12 protein-coding genes are annotated in these 21,478 nt (G+C 35.9%); 6 read left to right on the forward strand and 6 right to left on the reverse strand.

From position 1 onward, the window contains the following. Positions 1-195 precede the first annotated feature (195 nt). From NLJ00_RS20105 to NLJ00_RS20120, 4 genes are read left to right on the forward strand one after another with little or no spacing between them, the layout of a single operon-like run. Complete coding sequence (locus NLJ00_RS20105; protein ID WP_256635137.1) at positions 196-789, forward strand: phage tail protein; 594 nt, start codon at positions 196-198, stop codon at positions 787-789. Positions 790-847: 58 nt separating this feature from the next. Further along, positions 848-1,984: an ABC transporter substrate-binding protein gene (locus tag NLJ00_RS20110; RefSeq protein WP_256635138.1), complete on the forward strand. Its 1,137-nt coding sequence runs from the start codon at positions 848-850 to the stop codon at positions 1,982-1,984. A 14-nt stretch (positions 1,985-1,998) separates the two neighbouring features. Next, on the forward strand, positions 1,999-11,796 hold the full coding sequence (locus NLJ00_RS20115) for a T9SS type A sorting domain-containing protein (RefSeq protein WP_256635139.1): 9,798 nt from the start codon (positions 1,999-2,001) through the stop codon (positions 11,794-11,796). A gap of 52 nt (positions 11,797-11,848) precedes the next feature. Next, positions 11,849-12,700, forward strand: coding sequence for an outer membrane beta-barrel protein (locus NLJ00_RS20120; protein WP_053471839.1), 852 nt, complete (start codon positions 11,849-11,851; stop codon positions 12,698-12,700). 73 nt (positions 12,701-12,773) lie between these two features. On the opposite strand, the gene NLJ00_RS20125 is transcribed toward NLJ00_RS20120, so the two are convergent. Both NLJ00_RS20125 and NLJ00_RS20130 read right to left on the reverse strand, forming a co-directional pair. Further along, positions 12,774-12,956 carry a hypothetical protein gene (locus NLJ00_RS20125; protein WP_180856570.1) on the reverse strand — a complete coding sequence of 61 codons (183 nt, stop codon included), beginning with the start codon at positions 12,954-12,956 and terminating at the stop codon, positions 12,774-12,776. A 128-nt stretch (positions 12,957-13,084) separates the two neighbouring features. Then, positions 13,085-13,288 carry a hypothetical protein gene (locus NLJ00_RS20130; protein WP_180856571.1) on the reverse strand — a complete coding sequence of 68 codons (204 nt, stop codon included), beginning with the start codon at positions 13,286-13,288 and terminating at the stop codon, positions 13,085-13,087. 215 nt (positions 13,289-13,503) lie between these two features. On the opposite strand from NLJ00_RS20130, the gene NLJ00_RS20135 reads away from it, so the two are divergent. Both NLJ00_RS20135 and NLJ00_RS20140 read left to right on the forward strand, forming a co-directional pair. Continuing rightward, positions 13,504-14,160 carry a DUF6766 family protein gene (locus NLJ00_RS20135; RefSeq protein ID WP_256635140.1) on the forward strand — a complete coding sequence of 219 codons (657 nt, stop codon included), beginning with the start codon at positions 13,504-13,506 and terminating at the stop codon, positions 14,158-14,160. A 158-nt stretch (positions 14,161-14,318) separates the two neighbouring features. Beyond that, positions 14,319-15,896: an FAD-dependent oxidoreductase gene (locus NLJ00_RS20140; protein ID WP_256635141.1), complete on the forward strand. Its 1,578-nt coding sequence runs from the start codon at positions 14,319-14,321 to the stop codon at positions 15,894-15,896. Between the two features lie 22 nt (positions 15,897-15,918). Here the strand turns inward: NLJ00_RS20140 and NLJ00_RS20145 are convergent, their stop codons facing one another. The 4 genes from NLJ00_RS20145 to NLJ00_RS20160 all read right to left on the reverse strand — a co-directional run bounded on the left by NLJ00_RS20145 (position 15,919) and on the right by NLJ00_RS20160 (position 21,425). Continuing rightward, positions 15,919-17,520, reverse strand: coding sequence for a Na+/H+ antiporter (locus NLJ00_RS20145; protein ID WP_053471844.1), 1,602 nt, complete (start codon positions 17,518-17,520; stop codon positions 15,919-15,921). A gap of 1,132 nt (positions 17,521-18,652) precedes the next feature. Beyond that, positions 18,653-19,246: a hypothetical protein gene (locus NLJ00_RS20150; RefSeq protein ID WP_256635142.1), complete on the reverse strand. Its 594-nt coding sequence runs from the start codon at positions 19,244-19,246 to the stop codon at positions 18,653-18,655. Positions 19,247-19,257: 11 nt separating this feature from the next. Then, positions 19,258-20,352 (reverse strand): PAAR-like protein, encoded by a 1,095-nt coding sequence (locus tag NLJ00_RS20155; protein WP_256635143.1) that lies wholly within the window; start codon positions 20,350-20,352, stop codon positions 19,258-19,260. Further along, entirely contained in the window at positions 20,352-21,425 is a 1,074-nt protein-coding gene (locus NLJ00_RS20160) for a hypothetical protein (protein WP_256635144.1), read from the reverse strand. Before NLJ00_RS20160 ends, NLJ00_RS20155 begins: the two co-directional genes overlap by 1 nt. Positions 21,426-21,478: the final 53 nt, after the last annotated feature.

Raw genomic sequence — 21,478 nt, forward strand, 5'->3', positions numbered from 1 at the left:
TAAAAATGTAGGAACTATTTTTTTAGCAAAATATTCTCTACTTTAAAAATCAGGTATAAACACCTGTTTTAAAAACAGTTACATTCAAGTAACTTAGCATTGTAATAAAAAACTGTCAGAGTATTTTTTTTAACCAAATCTGGCAAATTATAAATAAATCAAAAAAACTAATACTAACTATTAAATTAAAAGATTATGAATGAACCTTTCTTAGGAGCAATTTTGGCTTTTGGATTTACTTTTAATCCTAGAGGCTGGCAAACTTGCAGCGGCCAATTAATATCAATAGCTCAAAACACTGCCCTTTTTTCATTACTTGGTACTACTTACGGAGGAAATGGACAAACTACTTTTGCTTTGCCAGATTTAAGAGGTCGTACGATGATTGGTGTTGGTAACGGACCTGGCTTAACTCCTGTTGTTTATGGACAAGTTGGTGGAACTGAAACTACTACACTAACAATAAACAATATGCCACAGCACAATCACCAGCTTATTCCTGGAACTTTAGCTGGTCAGGTAAATGTAGCTACCAATGCACTTGCTGCTACAGGTGGAGCAATTGCTAATGACACTGACAACGGGGCAAATTCTTTTGCAGCAGGTGGCTCAACACCAAATATTTATAGTGAGCCAGGTACAGGTACTACTAAAATTGGAGGTATAACTTCAGCTATATCTGGTTCTACAGCTATTGCAGGAGGTTCTCAGGCATTTAGTATTAGAGATCCATATTTAGGTATTAATTATTGTATTGCTATGGAAGGAATTTTCCCTTCACGAAACTAATATCAATTTATAAAAACAGGGGTGAAAATTTTTACCTCTGTTTTTTTAATCTCATTTTATGGATAACGACATCAAAATAGGAATTTTAATTCCAAAGTCACAACAGTATCCTGGCCTGGATAAAGATTTTATGCGAGGTTTAAAACTTAACAATCTCAAAACAAAATTTTTTGTCGAAAGTATAGGTATTGCTGCAGACGATAAAATAATAATTGAGAAAATTCAGAAATTAAATTTTCAGGAAGATGTATCTATTATTATAGGTTTTTTTGGTCATTACAATGTAGACGAAGTTTATAAATATGCTTCAAACAATGATATTTTATTAATAGCAGCAGATTTAGGAGCGACATTACCTTATGAAACTGTAACTCCAAAAGGGGTTTACATTAATTCATTTGGATTAACTGAATCCTGCTATCATTTAGGAAATTATTTAACAACAAGCAAAAAGTATAAAAAAATTGCCACTTCGACTTCATTCTATGATTCTGGTTATGGTATGCTGAGTGCTATTGAATATGCATTTAAGGAAGAAAGTAATTTTTCAGGACATTACATTACTCCTTTTGTACCAAGAGAAGATGAAGCCATATATATGGATCAGAATATTAATAATCAAGAACCTGATGCCGTTTTTGCATTTTACAGCGGTACATATGCCGAAGAAAATGCTGGTTTTGTAAGTCAAAATAAGATTACGCAAAAATATCCTTTTTATGTAACTCCTTTTTTTATCAATGATAAAATATTAGAAAATTACAAAACCAATCCACACAATCTTTATGTAGTAAGTTCATGGATGCAAAATGATACTGAAACATTAGATTTCACCTCCGAATATCTAAATACTTATTCTGAAAGTCCATCAGTATTTTCAATTTTAGGATATGAAAACGGACTGATATTAAAGAACATTCTTCTAAATGCAAAAGACTTTAGTTTGAATTCTTTAATTGAAGAGATAAACGAATTAAATATTGTGGGTCCCAGAGGGGCTATTTGCTTTGACAAGGAAACAAACAGAACAATATTTAATCATTATATCTACGAATTAAATTTAGATTCCCTTAATAATATAAGCTTTAGAAAAATTGAGACATTGATAAATGACGGAAATTTTATTAAGGCTTTCACTTCATTTACAAAGCCTGATCAACAAGGCGGTTGGCAGAATGCTTATTTATGTCATTAACTAAAACGTATGTTATGAAAAAAAAATTACTATTATTTATTTCGCTCTTTTTCATTTTTGGCGCGTTCCAAAATGCAAAAGCGCAGACTTTAGCACCTGGTGATATAGCCTTTATAGGTTTTAATATCGGAGGTCCGGATGGCTTTAGTTTTATTGCCCTGAAAAATATTCCTGCTGGTGAAATAGTATATTTTACCGAAGAAGGTTTATATAGCGGTGGCTGGATAAACAGTTCAGAGCCTCATATAAAATGGACAGTTCCTGCGGGGGTAACCTGCGGAAAAATTATTTCTGTTATAGAAAGTACTGTAACAGCAAACACCTTTACCGTAACAGGAGGATCTGCTAGTGATTTTGTGATTAATCCTGTAGGTTCCGTTTATAATTTTAATTTATCTGCAGGAGATCAAATGCTGGCCTATCAAAGTGCTGATAATAGTATGAGACCTGCAGTTACTCCAGCTACTATAACATTTATAGCTGGAATTCACGGTGATTACAATGCTGCAAATTATGACAGTACTACACACTGGAATAGCGCTTCGTTAACAGGTACTGGAGGTGGTGCCGAAAGTATAATACCTCCAGGACTTACTGATGGAGTTAATTGTGTAGCTCTGTTTCCAGGAACAACCGAAGCAACTCAGTTTTTTGCAAAATATAAAGGTACTTTAACAGGTTCTGCTTCTGCTTTAAGAGCAAGTATTAATACAGTTAATACTACTAACTGGGATATTCTCGCAACTGATCCGGGAATTTTACCTAGTAATTATACACCAAATGTTACTTGTGCAGCTCCTAATTTTACTTTGCAACCAACCAGCAAAACAATTTGTCCTGGTGCTAACACTACATTTTCAGTTGCAGCAACTGATGCTTCAAGTCTTCAGTGGCAGGTTAATGACGGAAGTGGTTTTACTAATATTTCTAATGGTGGTGTTTATTCCATATCAACTACTATAGGTACAAGCAGCACCTCTACATTAACTATAACTGGTGTTACATCTACAATGACCGGTTATATTTACCGATGTGTAGCTTCTTCTGTAAATTCGAATTCTGCAACATTAACCGTTCCAACGGCACTTAGCAGTTCAATTTCATCACAAAGTAATGCGAGTACATACGGTGCTAATAATGGTTCGGCTACGATTAGTGTTACGGGCGGAACTACTCCTTATTTCTATTCATGGTCTCCATCTGGAGGAACAGCGGCTACTGCTTCTGGTCTTAGTGCAGGTACTTATACCGTAACCATTACTGATAGTACTCCTAATGGCCTTGGCGGTTGTAATAAAACTCAAACTGTAACTATTACTGAACCTGCAGGATCTATTGTATCAACAACATCATTGAGTGCTTTTACAAGCTGCAGTGGAGCTTCTACCGCGCAGAGTTTTACTATTCAGGGTGGTGGTTTGACTTCATCATTGGATGTATTAGCTCCTACTGGTTTTGAAATTTCTACATCAGTAGCTGGTATTTACACTAACAATATTTCTTTTCCTAACGTAGGCGGTGTTGTAACAACTAAAACCATATATGCTCGTTTAGCGGCATCAGCTACAGGAACGCCATCTGGTAATATTACTGTTTCTTCAACAGGTATAACAACTAAAAATGTTGCGGTTACAGGAAGTATGAATACTATAGCTTTTACAGCTCAGCCATCTGCAAGTATAATTTGTGCAGGGGCTAATACAACTTTCACAGCTACAGCTTCAAATGCTACAGGATATCAATGGCAAGTAGATCAGGGTGCTGGTTTTGCTAATGTTCCAGCTGCTGCGCCATATTCTGGTACAACTACTGCAACATTAACTATTACTGGCGCAACTGCTGGGTTAAACGGATATATCTACAGAGTTGTAGCTTCAGGAACATGTCCATCTGCCACTTCAAACAACGCAGCTTTGACTATTAACACGGCTCCGGCTATTACAGCACAGCCATCTGCAAGTACAATTTGTGCAGGTGCTAATACAACTTTTTCTGCAACAGCCTCAGGTGCTACAGGTTATCAATGGCAGGTAGATCAGGGTGCTGGTTTTGCTAATGTTCCGGCTGCTGCGCCATATTCTGGTACAACTAGTGCAACATTAACTATCACTGGTGCAACTGCGGGATTAAGCGGCTATATCTACAGAGTTGTTGCTACAGGTGCATGTACTCCTAATGCAACTTCAAATAGTGCATCTTTAACGGTAAATCAAGCACCGGCAATTACTGCACAGCCATCTGCAAGTACAATTTGTGCAGGTGCTAATACTACTTTCTCTGCAACAGCATCAAATGCTACAGGCTATCAATGGCAGGTAGATCAGGGTGCTGGTTATGCTAATGTTCCAGCTGCTGCACCATATTCTGGTACAACTTCTGCAACACTAACTATCACAGGTGCAACTGCGGGATTAAACGGGTACGTTTACAGAGTTGTTGCTACTGGTTCATGTACACCTAATGCAACTTCAAACGGTGCTGCTTTAACTGTAAATCAAGCTCCGGCAATCACTGCTCAGCCATCTGCAAGTACAATTTGTGCAGGGGCTAATACTACTTTCTCTGCAACAGCTGCAAATGCTACAGGATATCAGTGGCAAGTAGATCAGGGTGCTGGTTTTGCTAATGTTCCAGCCGCTGCACCATATTCTGGTACAACTACTGCAACATTAACTATCACTGGCGCAACTGCGGGATTAAATGGATATATATATAGAGTTGTTGCTACAGGTTTATGTACGCCTGATGCAACTTCAAACAGTGCTTCTTTAACTGTCAATACTGCTCCATCTATCACAGCACAGCCAACTGACAGTGCTATTTGTTCTGGATCTAATACAACATTTAGCGCTGGAGTTTCCAATGCTACAGGATATCAATGGCAGGTAAACTCAGGAGCTGGATTTAGTAATGTTACAAGTGGTGCTCCTTACTCTGGAGAAACTACTGCAACGCTTACCATAACAGGCGCAACTGCTTCATTAAATAATTATCAATATCGTTTAATTGCAACTGGAAATTGTACTCCAGCTGCAGTTTCAAATGCAGTTACATTACAAGTTTCTAATATAGGTGCATCTTCAACAAAAGTAGACATTAGCTGCAATGGAGCTGCTAATGGTTCCTTATCAGTTGTACCATTAGGAGGTGTAGGATCTTACACTTATCTTTGGTCAAATGCTGCTACATCTTCTTCTATTAGTAATTTAGCACCTGGAAATTATACTGTTAGTATAAAAGATGCTATTCTATGCGAAAAAATATTAAACTTTACCATAAATGAACCACCTTTATTAGTGGCTTCTCAGGGAACTATAAATAATGTAAGCTGTAACTCTGGAACAAACGGAACAGCAACAGTAGTAGTAACTGGAGGAACTCCTGGTTATACTTATTCATGGTCTCCTTCTGGAGGAACGGCAGCTACTGCTTCTGGTCTGGCTGCAGGAACTTATACTGTTACTGTTACCGACGCTAATAACTGTCAAACGACACAAAGTTTTACTATTTCAGAACCAGCTGCTCTTGCGGTTGTACCATCACAAACTGATGTTTTATGTAACGGTGCTGCAACTGGATCTGCTAGTGTAGCCGTTTCAGGAGGAACTAGTGCTTACACTTATTCTTGGTCACCTTCTGGAGGAACTGCTGCAACTGCAACTGGACTAACAGCAGGAACATATACTGTTACAGTTACTGATGCTAATAGCTGTCAGATAACACAAAGTTTTACTATTACAGAACCTGCTGCTTTAGTAGCATCACCAGTAGCACAAACTAACATAGCTTGCTTTGGTGGTAACACCGGGTCGGCAACTATAAGTGCAACTGGAGGAACTGGAGGATATACTTATTCTTGGTCACCTTCTGGGGGAACTGCTTCAACAGCTACAGGATTAACAGCTGGAACATATACTGTTACAGTTACAGATAGTAATTTATGCCAAGCAACTCAAAGTTTTACACTTACTGAACCTGCTGCTGCACTTACAGCTACTGCTGTTGGACAAACAGATGTTTCATGTAATGGAGGTGCAAATGGAACTGCTACAGTTTCTGTAAGCGGAGGAACTCCTGGATATACTTATTCTTGGGCTCCAACCGGAGGAAATACTGCTAGTGCAAATGGACTATCGGCAGGAACCTATACTGTTACGGTTACCGATGCAAATGGATGTCAGACTACTCAAAGCTTTACTATTACGGAACCTGCTGCTCTAGTAGCAAGTTTTGGTTCTCAAACTAATGTTTCGTGTAACGGTGGTACAAATGGTACTGCAACTGTAAATGTAACTGGTGGAACCGGAGCTTACACTTACTCATGGTCACCAACCGGAGGAAATGCTGCTACAGCGTCTGGTTTAGCACAAGGAACTTACACAGTAACTGTTACAGATGCTAATGTATGTCAAAGTACACAAAGTTTTACTATTACTGAACCTGCAATTTTATCGTTAACATCATCACAAACCGATGTTCTTTGCAATGGCGGTGCAACGGGAACGGCTTCAGTAGTTGTATCTGGAGGTACATCTCCATATACTTATTTATGGTCACCTACTGGAGGAACTGCTGCAACTGCTACAGGATTAGCAATAGGGAACTATAGTGTTTTAGTAACAGACTCTAATGGCTGTTCAATAACACAAAGTTTTACAATCACACAGCCAAGCGCCTTATTTGCTACACAAAGTCAAATAAATGCAACTTGTTCAACTGGTGGTCAGGCAGCCGTAAGTGTTAGCGGTGGTACAACTCCATATTCTTATTTATGGTCACCATCTGGTGATACAACTGCAATAGCAACCGGATTAACTGCCGGAGCTAATAGTGTTCTAATTACTGATGCTAATGGTTGTACAATAACAAAAAACTTTACAATTACTACAACAAATACTTTAGTTGCAACTACTTCACAAACTGATGTATTATGTTTTGGGACAAATACAGGATCTGCTTCTGTAGTTCCAAGCGGAGCACCTGGACCTTTTACTTACGTATGGTCACCTTCTGGCGGAAATGCTGATACAGCAACTAATCTTACAGCGGGTAATTATTCTGTAACAATTACATCTGCTAACGGATGTTCTATTGTAAAAAACTTTACTATTACAGAACCAACTGAACTTATAGTAACTCCAAATCCGCAAATAAATACTTCTTGTAATGGAGGAGCAAACGGATCTGCAAGTGTTACCGTTACAGGAGGAACCGGAGGTTATACCTATTCTTGGGCTCCATCTGGAGGAACAGCTGCAACAGCAAATGGTCTTTCTGCAGGAACTTATACTGTAACTGTTACAGACGCTAACTTATGTACCAAAACACAAAGTTTTACTATTACTGAACCAACAATTCTTGCTGCAACAACATCACAAACAGATGTTTCCTGCAACGGAGGAACTAATGGAACTGCTACAGTAAATGTAACTGGAGGAACTGGTGCTTACACATACTCTTGGGCTCCAACTGGAGGAAATGCAGCAACTGCTTCTGGTCTTGCCGCAGGAACCTATACAGTAACGGTACAAGATGTTAACTTCTGTCAGATATCTGCATCTGTTACTATTACAGAACCAGCTAGTCTTGCTACAACAGCATCTCAAACTGATGTTACTTGTAATGGATTAAACAACGGAACTGCTACAGTAATTCCAACTGGAGGTACTTTACCATATACTTATTCTTGGTCACCATCAGGTGGAACAGCAGCTACTGCTTCTGGATTAAGTCCTGGAACTTATACAGCAACAATTACAGATGCTAACGGTTGTTTTACAACTCAATCTGTTACAATTACAGAACCTACTCTACTTACTTTAACTCCATCTCATACAGATGTTTCTTGTAATGGAGGGGCAAACGGAACTGCAACTATAACTCCTGCTGGAGGAACTGCTCCTTACACTTATTCTTGGAGTCCTTCTGGAGAAACTACTGCATTGATAAACAATCTTATTCCAGGAACTTACACTGTAACCGTTACAGACGCTAATGGTTGCACCGCAACTGAATCTATTGTTATAACAGAACCAACTGCTATGACAACATCTGCATCACAAACAGATATTTCTTGTAATGGTGCAACAAACGGAACTGCAACTGTAACTGTGTCTGGAGGAACTGGAGCATATACTTACTCTTGGTCTCCTTATGGAGGAACTGCTGCGACTGCAACAGGTCTTGCCGCTGGACTTTTTACAGCAACCATTACTGATGCTAATGGATGTCAAACAATACAAACAGTAACAATCATTGAACCAGCTGTTCTTTCTGCAACAATATCTCAAACAGATGTTTCTTGCAACGGAGGGACTAACGGAACTGCAACTGTAACTGCAACTGGAGGAACTGCACCATATACTTATTCTTGGTCACCATCAGGTGGAACAGCTGCAACAGCAACTGGATTAAGCGCAGGAACTTATACAGTAACTGTAACTGATGCTAACGGATGTACTACAACACAATCTGTTACTATTACTGAACCTACAATCCTTACTGCAAGTGCATCTCAAACAGATGTTTCTTGTAATGCAGGAACTAACGGAACTGCCACTGTAACTGCAACCGGAGGAACAGCACCATATACTTATTCTTGGTCACCATCTGGTGGAACAGCTGCAACAGCTTCTGGATTAAGTGCTGGAACTTATACTGCAACAATTACAGATGCTAACGGATGTATTACAACTCAATCTGTTACAATCACTGAGCCTTCTGCCCTTTCTGTAACAACATCTAAAACAGATGTTTCTTGTAACGGAGGAGCTAACGGATCTGCAACTGTAAATGTAACTGGAGGAACTCCTGGTTATACATACTCTTGGGCTCCATCTGGAGGAACAAATGCAACAGCAAATGGATTAAGTGCAGGAACATATACTGCAACAATTACAGATGCTAACGGATGTACTACAACTCAATCTGTTACTATTGCTGAACCTACAATCCTCGCTGCAACAATATCTAAAACAGATGTTTCTTGCAACGCAGGAACTAACGGAACTGCGACTGTAACTGTAACTGGAGGAACTGGAGCTTATACTTATTCTTGGGCACCTTTTGGAGGAACAGCTGCAATAGCAACTGGATTAAACGCAGGAACTTATACAGTAACTGTAACAGATGCAAACGCGTGTCAGACAACACAAAGTATTATTATTACTGAACCTGCAATTCTTTCTGCAACAGCATCACAAACAGATGTTTCTTGTAATGGAGGAACTAACGGAACTGCAACAGTAACTCCAACTGGAGGAACAGCACCATATACTTATTCTTGGTCACCATCTGGAGGAACAGCTGCAACAGCTTCTGGTCTTGCTGTAGGAACTTATACTGCAACTATTACAGATGCTAACGGATGTACTACAACACAATCTGTTACAATTACAGAACCTACAATTCTTGCTGCAACATCATCTAAAATTGATGTTTCTTGTAACGCAGGAACTAACGGAACTGCAACTGTAACTGCAGCTGGAGGAACAGCACCATATACTTATTCTTGGTCACCAACTGGAGGAACAGCTGCAACAGCTTCTGGATTAAGTGCAGGAACTTATACTGCAACTATTACAGATGCTAACGGATGTTCTACAACACAAACAGTAACAATCAGTGAACCTTCTGCCCTTTCTGTAACATCATCTAAAACAGATGTTTCTTGTAACGGAGGAACTAACGGATCTGCAACTGTAAATGTAACCGGAGGAACTGGGGCTTATACTTATTCTTGGGCACCATCAGGAGGAACAGCTACAACAGCAACTGGATTAAGCGCAGGAACTTATACTGCAACTATTACAGATGCTAACGGTTGTACAACAACACAATCTGTTATTATTGCTCAACCAACAATTCTTGCTGCAACAACATCTAAAACAGATGTTTCTTGCAACGGAGGAAATAATGGATCTGCAACGGTAACTGCAACTGGAGGAACTGGAGCTTATACTTATTCTTGGTCACCATCAGGTGGAACAGCTGCAACAGCAACTGGATTAAGCGCAGGAACTTACACTGCTACAATTACAGACGCTAACGGTTGTACTACAACACAATCTGTTACTATTGCTCAACCAACAATTCTTGCTGCAACAATATCTAAAACTGATGTTTCTTGCAACGGAGGAACTAACGGAACTGCAACAGTAACTGCAACTGGAGGAACAGCGCCATATACTTATGCTTGGTCACCTTCTGGCGGAACATCTGCAACAGCAACTGGATTAAGCGCAGGAACTTACTCTGTAACAATTACAGATGCTAATGGATGTTTATTAACTCAAACAATAACTATTATTACAACTCCAGATGCAACAGCGCCAGTACCAACTGTAGCTAGTCTTCCTGAAATAAGTAATTATTGTGCAGTTTCAGCATCAGATATCGCTATTCCAACTGCTACAGATAATTGTGCAGGAATTTTAAATGGAACAACAACAGATCCTTTAAGCTACAATGCAGTAGGAACTTATGTAATTACATGGAAATATGATGACGGAAATGGAAACATTACAACACAACCGCAAACAGTAAAAGTACTTGCTTCTCCATTGAATGCTGTAACTTTTAGCGGTGCTCAATTTACATACGATGGAAATGCTCATGCATTGCAAGTTGCGAATCTGCCAACTGGAGCAACTGTTACCTATTCTGCTAATAATACGTCAACAAATGCTGGCACTTATGTAGTTACTGCGACAGTAACACCATCAGCCAGCGCGCCAAATTGTGCAGTAGTAACGCTGACAGCTAATCTGGTTATTAATAAAGCAGCACAGCAAATTACATTTAATGCAATTCCGGTTAAAACACTTGGAGCAAATAATACCTTTAATTTAACAGCGACTTCAAATTCAAATTTAGCTGTTACTTACACATCAACATATACTGCACCATTAGCTCCTGCAACAGTTTCTGCTACAGGCGTGGTAAATATGTTAAGATCTGGTGATGTATTAATTACGGCTCATCAGCCTGGAGATAATAACTATCTTCCTGCTGCCGATGTTTCACAGTTGTTAGTGATCTTAAATAACAATATCGATGTTAAGAAAATCACTATTGGAACGAAAGTTTTTGATAACCCTGGAAAAACAATTTTTTATGTACTTCCATGTGGAGAAACAAATCCAAATGTATCTATCTTAAATGAATCAGGTGCAATAATAACTCCTTCTTCTAATTTTACAATTCAAACTCCTAAACCGGGAATTTACAGCCAGAATGTAACAATTACATCACAAGATGGAAGTTTATCTGCAACTTACTCTTTAGTAGTTGTGAAACCATTTAATTTCTTTGACATTGTTAAACAGAAATTTAATAACGTACTCCTTGTAAATAACAATCCACAGACAAATGGCGGTTATGAGTTTGCTTCTTACGAATGGTTCAAAAACGATGAGCCAATAGGAACTGGTCAGTATTATTCTGCAGGAAACAGCATTACTTCATTATTAGATCCAACGGCAGATTATAGTGTAAAAATGACAACTAAAGATGGAAAAGTACTATATGTATGTGCTTCTAAAGTTACATTGACAAATACGCTGCTGGCTAAAGTTTATCCTAACCCAATTGAAATTGGAAAAGTAGTTACTGTTGAAGCAGATTTCCCTGAGGAAGAATTAGCGAAAATGCAAATTAGCCTTTACACTGTTACAGGTCAATTGGTAAAAACTGTACAATCATCTACAGCTAAAACTGAAATACAATTACCTCAAACAACTGAGAGCAATATGTACATGGTAGTTCTTGAAACGCCTAACATCAAAAAAACTTTCAAAGTAATTGTAAAATAAATAAACCCTGCCAGTACTAGATAAAAATAGTACTGGCATAATATAACTTAAGATGAAAAAAAATATTTACAGCTATATCACATCCATTGCCATTTTCACGGCATTTTTAGCAGCGTCTTTAAATAGTTATGGCCAGGATAAAAAACAAGAATTTTCGATTTCTTTGGGAGGGCCATTTTCTTATATCGATGCTAATTCTTCCGGAAAAACAGTACCGGGAATTGGCGTTAATGCAGGTCTTCGTTATTCTTATTATTTAAGCGAAAGTTTAAGCTTAGGAATTGGAGTTGAATATCAAACCTACAATTCAGATTTAAAATATAATTTCTTTGCAGGAGCATACGCTGCTACTGACGCTGAAAATGAGAATTTTCAATTTAGATACAAAGGTACGAATGTGAGAGAAGAACAAAAACTGGCTTATATCAATGTGCCAATTAATGTTCAATTTGAAACTCCGGGAACATCTAAATTATATGTCGCTGCGGGGGCTAAAATTGGTTTCGCGTCAAGCGGAAGTTACCAAACAACTTTTCAAAATCTAACTACAAGCGGTTACTATCCACAATACAATGTAGAATTGTTTAGTCCGGCTTTTGCAGGTTTTGCAAGTACAAATGATTTAGTAACCGGTAAACAAGATCTTAATACAGAAGTTTCTTATTCAGCCACTTTTGAAACTGGTTTAAAACAAGAATTAGGAACTAGAAATTCTTTTTATATTGGTGCCTATTTTGAATATGGTCTAAATAATATCTATGACAAAACCGGAAACGGGCAAATTGTTATATACAATGCTCAACAACCCGTACAATTAGGATATGATACCTTACTTAATTCTCCTTTAAGCAGCAGTGCCAGACTTGTTTCATACGGTCTTAAATTAAGATTTGCATTGCGATAATAATTTTTGACCAATTAAAAAAAGCTATTCAGTATTGAATAGCTTTTTTGTTTTATAAATAAATCCAGAGCAATTATCTTCTCTTCTTTTGCTGACCCGGAGCATAAGCTTTTGCACTTTTACTTCCAGACGCTTTTTTAGCCTGTCCAGGAGGAATTTTTCCTGATGATGAAGAAGAGTTATGAACACTGCAGCTCACAATACTTACTATCAATAAAGTAAAAGATAAAATTTTAATAAAGTTTGTCATTTTCATAAATTTGTTTTTTATAACCAAAAATACTGTTTTGACTATTAAAAAAACTTATAATCATTATAAATAACAAAAACCTGTAACGGACTAATCCATTACAGGTTTTTCTAATTTCGATTGCTATTTATATTCTATTTCTTAACAGAATCTGTAGTAATAGTTCTAACCGTATCATTTGTAACTGTATCAACATCTGGTCCTACAGTATCAATAATAGCTTCAGTCGAATCTATACTGTTTTGAGACTCTATTGTTGGTTCATTCTTTTTACAAGAAAATGCTAATCCAGTTAACAGAACCAACATTGCAATTTTAATTTTTAATATCGTTTTCATAATTATATTTTTTTCTGTTTGCATTTGCATTCATTTTAATATTTCAAATTTAACTTTCTGAATATCAAAACTATTACATAATTTCTGCAATCCTTTATATGAATCAAAGAAATGTGTTAAACTATTGTTATACAATGCAAAATGTATAAATTGAAAATTTAATTATATAACTGCATAAACGGTGATTTTGTGAAATTTGTAGAAACAATATTAAAATGAAAACTTATTTTCGCAATAATGGTTTAAGTATCTGCTTTTTGATACTATTTGGAGGAACTTTAATTGGTCAGATTTTATTTGGTTTTGAAGAACACAATAAAGAACTTATTAGCGAAGGAGGAAAAATAATAAATCTGAGCTCGTATCTTTTATCAGGACATTTCATTGAATCTACTTTTGAAAACTGGGAAAGTGAATTTCTTCAAATGGGCCTTTTTGTTGTATTTACTATTTTCTTAAAACAAAAAGGGTCATCAGAATCAAAAAAAATTAATCAAAAAGAAGAAGTAGACCGGGAACCAGATCCTAACCGAAAAAATGCTCCATGGCCCGTTAAAAAAGGAGGCTTTATTTTGACACTATACAAACATTCCCTATCAGCTTCACTATTGTTACTATTTCTTATTTCATTAATACTTCATTTTTATGGAAGTCTTAAAGACGAAAATGAAAAATTACTTTTGGAAGGAAAACAATTAGAAACGATTTCCTCCTTTATAAAAAATTCAAGATTTTGGTTTGAATCCTTTCAAAATTGGCAGAGCGAATTTCTATCAGTATTTGCTATCGTAATATTATCTATATACCTACGCCAAATTGGCTCTTCTCAATCAAAACCCGTAGATGCTCCCAACATGGAAACCGGAGTTTAATTTAAAAATATAAATTTTTTAATACTGAAATTTTGACTTACTCCTATTCTGACTGGAAATACTATAAAATATTGACAATAAAAATGTAAGCCTCTTTTTTATTCTTCGTTGTAGCTTTGAGTGTACTTATATGATTTTCATTTATTTAAAACTACAATATGAATAATTCAGATAACCTAAATGAAGGAAGTATAACTTCTGGCGATAATGTTTCCTTTTGGATTGATACAACTCCAATTTTGTCTTTTGATAAACCAAGTGAGGATATTTCAACTGAAGTACTTATCATTGGCGGCGGAATTGCCGGCTTAACAACTGCATATAAACTTTTAAAAGCAGGAAAAAAAGTAGTTTTAGTCGAAGATGGATTTATAGGAAGCGGCGAAACCGGAAGAACTACTGCACATTTAACCTGTGCCCTCGATGACAGATATTACTATCTTGAAAATACATTTGGCAAAGAAAGTGCTCACCTTGCAGCTGAAAGCCATACCGCAGCAATTGATGAAATTGAAAAAATAGTTACTACATTAAATATAGACTGCGATTTTAAAAGAGTAAAGGGTTATTTATTTCTTCATCCAAGCGATAAAGAAGAAAATATCGACAAAGAATTTCAGGCATCAAAAGATGCCGGACTCCAAACCTCACTATTAAACAATACACCATATCTAGACGGAGCTCAAAACCAAAGATCTATTGAATTTAGAAATCAGGGACAGTTTCATGTTTTACATTATTTAAAAGGACTTGCCGAAGCTGTTACAGCTCTCGGTGGAACCATTTTCACTGAAGCACATGCAGACAGTATTACAAAAGAAGGAGCTTCAGTAAATGGTTTCAATTTTACTGCAAAACACATTGTTGTGGCAACCAACACGCCAGTCAACGATGTTTTAACTATGCATACCAAACAGCACGCTTACAGGACTTATGTTATTGCCGGAAAAATTCCTAAAGGAGTCATTCCCTATTCCCTGTGGTGGGACACGGGCGATATGGAATCAAAATGGGTTTCGCAGCCCTATCATTATGTTCGTTTAGAAAAATTTGATGATCAATACGATTTGCTGATTTCAGGCGGAGAAGATCATAAAACCGGACAAGAAGATGAAGAAGGAATATCTGCATTATCAAGATATGAAAAGCTGGAAATCTGGACCAGAAAATATTTTCCAATGCTGGACGAAATTAACTATAAATGGTCTGGGCAGGTTATGGAACCTTTCGATTCTTTAGGGTTTATGGGTAAAAATCCCGGCGATGAAAACATATATATTATCACTGGGGATTCTGGAAATGGTATGACACACGCCACAATTGGCGCGATGATTATTACAGATCAAATTTTGGGAATTAAAAATAAATGGGAAGATTTATACAATCCATCCCGAATCACTTTTAAAGCCTTAGGAGATTTTATGAAAGAAGCCGGAAATATGGCAGCACAATATCTGGATTGGATTACCGCATCTGATATAAATAATACGGCAGACTTAAAAGCCGGCGAAGGCGGGATTCTCTCACTTGGATTAAAAAAGATTGCTGCATATCGGGATTATGATAATACGCTCCAAGCTTTTTCTGCAGTCTGCCCACATTTAGGCTGTATTGTGCAGTGGAATCCCGATGAAAAATCATTTGACTGTCCTTGCCACGGTTCAAGATTTGCCGCCGACGGTACAGTTATAAATGGCCCTGCAAAAAACGATCTGAACAAAATTCAAGTCAAATAAAGATTTACAGCTTATTTAAAATCTATTCCTCATACATTTCCATCCAAAGGCGCGTTTCTTCAAGATCAAGTTCTTTTTCTATTTTTCTAAAAATCTCTTCGTTTACGGAACCCGCTTTATGCATAACTTCGAGTTTACTACGTTCTACATTCAAAAGATCAATTTGAATTTTGGTAAAATCATTAAAAATTTCATTTCCAAATACTTTTCCGTTTCCAAAAAAGTTGGCTGGAAGTTCCGTTTTCTGCAAGCGATTAAATTTTACTTCATATTTACTTTTAATATTATGCAGCAATTCATCATCCAGGAGCGATAAATTATCTTCGATATGTGCAATGGTTTCAGAAACGATAATATTTCGAACATCATATTCTTCAGCCAAAATAGAATAACGTTCAATTTTAAGCTTTTTAATTAACCACGGAAGCGTAAGTCCCTGAATTACCAAAGTGGAAAGAATCACACAAAAAACCAAATAAATAATTAGGTTTCTAAGCGGAAACTCTTCGGTTTTATTCAGCATCAATGGCAGTGCCAAAGCCGCAGCCATTGAAACCACGCCGCGCATTCCCGACCACCCGAAAACAATCATGTTTCGATAATCAAATTCTTCCTTCATTCGGATTTTTTTACTGAGCATTCTCGGAATCATCGTTGCCGGAACTACCCATAAAAAGCGAACAACAATCACAACAATACTAATTACGGCACCCCAGATAAATAACGAATCTCCAGAATAATTACTGATTCCTTCAATAATCTGTCTCAATTGTAATCCAATTAAAATAAAGATTAAACCGTTTAGAATATTACTCAAAACATCCCATATTGTATTGGTCATGATTCGGCTTTCATGCGAAAAAATAGTACCAGATCTTGCTGCCAAAAAAAGTCCGGTAGCTACAACTGCCAGAACTCCGGAGCCATGAAAATGCTCTGCAATTAAATAAGATGAAAAAGGAGTCAATAACGTAAGTGTTACCTCAATAATGTCATCACAAACAAATCTTTTATGGATATAATACATTATAAAACCAACAGCCAAACCTATTGCAATTCCTAAAACCGACATTAAAACAAAGTTTAATCCCGCCTGCCATAAAACAAAATTTCCAGCTGTAATGGCAGTTAAAGCATATTTATACGCCACAAGACCACTAGCATCATTTACTAAACTCTCACCTTCAAGAATGGCGATTAATCTTGGATGCAGACCTAAACCTTTAGTAATAGACGTCGCAGAAACCGCATCAGGAGGCGAAACAATAGCGCCAAGTAAAAAAGCTAACGGCCAGGAAATATCATCTATAAGCCAGTGTGCAACAACAGCAACCAATCCTGTAGTAAAAAAAACCAAACCAACAGCCGCCAAAGTTATCGGGCGGATTGTCTGTTTAAAATCAGACCAGCTTGTATGCCATGCGGCGTGATATAAAAGAGGCGGAAGAAATATAATAAAAACAACCTCAGGACTCAGCGCAATAACCGGAAGTCCCGGTACAACACTAATAATTACACCACAAAGTACCAGTACAATTGGTATTGGAAAATTATATCTTTTACTTACTAAACTAAGAAAAGCTACGCCAAAAAGTAACATTATAATTACTGTGATATTTTCCATTTACTGCGGGTATTTATTTGTTTTGGATGATAATTTCTAGTTGCTAAATTAATATTTTATGATAATTAAATTAGAATATCATTCAAAATTAAAACTGGGAACGTATATGCCACAAATTTCTCTTACCGGTTATGAAACCCCTCGTAGAACAAGTTACCGTTACACAAAGCACTACTACTCCACTCAACTTACAAATAAAAAAACAAAACAGAATGCAAACAAAACCTGCGATAAATCCTAGTAATAATTCTGTTCGAAAATCTACACCATAGAATTTATATATTTTACTCTTTTTCTTTATTTGTAATTTTTAAGACTTATTTTTATCAAACCTTTCCTTAAACATTTTTGCTGTCATTCCATAAGTTAAAAATTGAGTAACATTTTATTCGTATTTTTTTTGTGCAGGTTCGATACTTTCATAAACAATATTGTTTTCTACTCTTGAAAACCAATATTTCCGAATTGGTTTTTCAACTCTTTTATAGTAAAAAACATGTATTTTATTAACAATTGTGCCATAAGTCGAATTATTTATTTCTTAATTATTTACCATTACATACAGTTCTCTGCCATCAATTTGAAATCTGACCAGATGCAATAGACAAATCATGTATATCAAAACGCATGATTTTAAAATATTAATGAGTGCAATTATCTAAAGGCATCTGATCTTCACTTCCACCTGTTATTCCTTTATAAAAAATAGTATATTTCAAATAATTAGTATATCAAAATCTCTTGTTACTAACTTTCACTTTAATTTCTTTAGAATTTTGGATATATTTTTTATAATATTTAGTGCCATCATTTTTCCAAAGAAAAAAATAATTGATGATACCATTTTAAGAGACTTATTATTGTTAACATTGTCAATACATTGATAAAAAACTTTGTGCTTTTTTCATTATTTTTCAAATCTTTTCTTAAACTCTTTTCCTGACATTACATAGGTCAAATACTAATTACATTTGACTCGTATTCTTTTTGGGTAGGCTCTAAATTTATCCATTCAATTGTTCCATCATCAGTCTCGGTATTCATCTGTATTTTTTCGTTCACACCTTTGAAACTAAATACATATATTGGGTTAAAATAACATAACGTATAACACCTTCTACCTTATTTCAAACTATTTCTCGAACTTTTCCTTAAACTCTTTTCCTGACATTACATAGGTTAAATATTGAGTTACATTGTATTCGTATTCTTTTTGTGTAGGTTCGATACTTTCATAAACAATTTTGTTTTCTTCTCTTGAAAACCAATATTTTTGAATTGGCTTTTCGACTCCTTTATAATAAAAAACATGTATTGGGTTGGAAAATGTACCGTAAGACTTATCATTTATTTCTTCATTATTTACCATTATATATAATTCTTTGCCATCAATTTGTGAAATTTGACCAGATGTAATAGACAAATCATGTATATCAAAACGCATGATTTTAAAATATTTATGGGTGTAATTGTCTAAAAACATATAATCTTTGCTTCCCCCTGTTATTCCTTTATAAAAAATGGTGTATTTAAGATAATTAGTATAACCAAACTTTTCATCGAAATTCTTTTCATCAACTCTAACCTTAATTTTTTTTGAATTCTCAATATATTGTTTACAATATTTTTTCCCATTATTTTCCCATAGGAAAAAATAATTAATGATGCCATTCAAACATCCTATAATGGATAGCATTGCTAATGCACTTATAAAAAAGTTCTTCATTTTTACCATTCTTATTTTGTTAAAGCAATTACACTTATTCCATTTGATTTATCATCTGTATTGAATTTATCACTTGCTTTCTCTGTAGCATCCTTTAACCCATTCTCATAGTTATCAGATGCAGTTCCAATAATAATATTGCATAACATACCGCCTAAACTTGGCGTATCTATAGAAAAGTTAAATTTAGTTTTCCCAACAGCATAGCGTATAGCACCTTCAAGGCTTTTTCCTATATCATCCATTACAGATCCAGCCCCATATTGAGCTAAACCTCTTACCATACTTGGTAAACTTTTGTTAGCTGTATTTTCGGCAACGCCTATTGCTACTTCTTTTAACACTCCAGATTCACCTGCAGTTACGGCTGTACCAACAAGATCACCAGTCACATTTGATGCAACATTTGCACCTGCTTCATTCGAAATATTATCTCCCATCCATTCACCGGGAGCATACATCGCTAGAGAAACGACAGCAGAAACAGATACTGCTGATAATGCTAGTGCGGCTGTTGGTGCCAACACTGCTGCTGAGTAAACACCAATAAATCCCATAGCGAGCATAGATCCCTCTTGAGCTAAAATTTCTTTGTTATTATTATTACTTATATATTCTGCCGCATCTCGAGCTATAACAGGATCCATAATAATATTTATTAAGCCTTTTCCTTCTATGCAGGTCATTTGAGAACTGTTTAATAAAGCACTAGCTCCTTCTATATAAACTGTTTCATGAAAAAATACCCATTCATAAGAAGAAATTACATCGCAGGCATGTGCTGTTTTGTATATAGATGTTACACCAGCAGCCACTGCTACTGTTAAAGCCACTGCTACTATAGCTATTGCAGCTCCACCAGTTAAAACGACTGCAGCGGCAATGGCAATCCCAATACATAATGCTTTTAGTCCTCCCCAAAATTTTGCAGGTTTTTTACATCCAAATTCTGCAGATAACTTTTTGTCATTAATATTAAGAAGTGGCTGTCCTTTTTCAGTATGAATATTATATGCCGTTCTTGTAATTCCTATTTCTTGTGGAGAGCCACAAGTCATCATAGTGCAAATTACTGATGTCCCTTGAGGTACAAATGATTGTGACATTATAGTTCTATTTTTTTAAGTTTATAATCTATCAAGATCTGTATGTTGTTTTTTACTTGTTCAATCATAGTTACATCTGAACTTTCAATCCATTTTTCCGTGGTATTAATAGCATCCCGCTGTCTGTAACTAAAATTAAATTCTGAGAATTTGTATTTAATCAAAGGCAGAAACTTGTCATTATACATTTGCTCTAGCTTACTATGATCGTAAGTTTTGGGCATATCGCCTACTTTTCGTACCCCAATGGTGTGTTCTGTTTCTGAAAGCATATCTTGTCTAAACTCGAGATCTACAGAAAGTCCGGTAAATAATTGTGAGTAAAAAGTCTTTTTATAAGGCTCAAGCAAATCTTTATTTGTTACGAGATACTTATCAAAAAAAAGCTGGTGAAAGAGTTTACTCTCATAATCTATAATCAAATTAGCTTCAGATAAAATCTGATTTCCTGCCATTTCTATAAATTTTTCCAGATTCTCTTTGTTTTCTTTAGATCGTATAAAAGCATATTTGCTCTGGAGATGTTCACGGTGTTGTTTCCATTTAAAAACTATTTCATGATGGTTAATTACCTTCCTTATTTTTCCTGTATTTGGGTTTACAAGAAAAATGGCATCACTTTTTACATTTTCTATGTCATTAACAAGCGTAATAGTCTCTTCCATTTCGTCTGGATACATTTGCAGAATATTATCTGTCATTTGTACCTTTATAAAAAGACCGTCTTTTGTTTCTTGTTTTCCTACTATAAACTCCGTTTTAGTATCAGCATGATTTTGAACGACACCATTAATTTTAGTTACAACACTTTGCTCGCATCTGTATCTGGCTTGATTGGTAAACGATAAATTATCTACTCCCAGTTTTGCATCTTCTGTTAATTGTTTAAGAGGAATGTCTCTTGCAGGAACTTTTATATTCTGCAAGGCGCTAATATATTCAGGACCAAAAAATGCCGTAAAATACCTTACATCAGGATTCAACCTTTTTATTTCTGCAACTGTAGTTTTAAATTTAGCAGCTACTTCAGCTATTTTTTCCTCTGCAACTATTTTATAAATTTCGTATGCCATTCTTTTTATTTTTTTTATGATATATAACTAATCTTTATACATTTAAATAAAAT

Source organism: Flavobacterium panici (assembly GCF_024499525.1).
GTDB classification, from domain to species: Bacteria; Bacteroidota; Bacteroidia; order Flavobacteriales; family Flavobacteriaceae; genus Flavobacterium; species Flavobacterium panici.

Coding starts and splice junctions, on each gene's coding strand:
- NLJ00_RS20105 (WP_256635137.1), top strand. CDS start 196: ATGAATGAACCTTTCTTAGGAGCAATTTTGGCTTTTGGATTTACTTTT.
- NLJ00_RS20110 (WP_256635138.1), top strand. CDS start 848: ATGGATAACGACATCAAAATAGGAATTTTAATTCCAAAGTCACAACAG.
- NLJ00_RS20115 (WP_256635139.1), top strand. CDS start 1,999: ATGAAAAAAAAATTACTATTATTTATTTCGCTCTTTTTCATTTTTGGC.
- NLJ00_RS20120 (WP_053471839.1), top strand. CDS start 11,849: ATGAAAAAAAATATTTACAGCTATATCACATCCATTGCCATTTTCACG.
- NLJ00_RS20125 (WP_180856570.1), bottom strand. CDS start 12,956: ATGAAAATGACAAACTTTATTAAAATTTTATCTTTTACTTTATTGATA.
- NLJ00_RS20130 (WP_180856571.1), bottom strand. CDS start 13,288: ATGAAAACGATATTAAAAATTAAAATTGCAATGTTGGTTCTGTTAACT.
- NLJ00_RS20135 (WP_256635140.1), top strand. CDS start 13,504: ATGAAAACTTATTTTCGCAATAATGGTTTAAGTATCTGCTTTTTGATA.
- NLJ00_RS20140 (WP_256635141.1), top strand. CDS start 14,319: ATGAATAATTCAGATAACCTAAATGAAGGAAGTATAACTTCTGGCGAT.
- NLJ00_RS20145 (WP_053471844.1), bottom strand. CDS start 17,520: ATGGAAAATATCACAGTAATTATAATGTTACTTTTTGGCGTAGCTTTT.
- NLJ00_RS20150 (WP_256635142.1), bottom strand. CDS start 19,246: ATGAAGAACTTTTTTATAAGTGCATTAGCAATGCTATCCATTATAGGA.
- NLJ00_RS20155 (WP_256635143.1), bottom strand. CDS start 20,352: ATGTCACAATCATTTGTACCTCAAGGGACATCAGTAATTTGCACTATG.
- NLJ00_RS20160 (WP_256635144.1), bottom strand. CDS start 21,425: ATGGCATACGAAATTTATAAAATAGTTGCAGAGGAAAAAATAGCTGAA.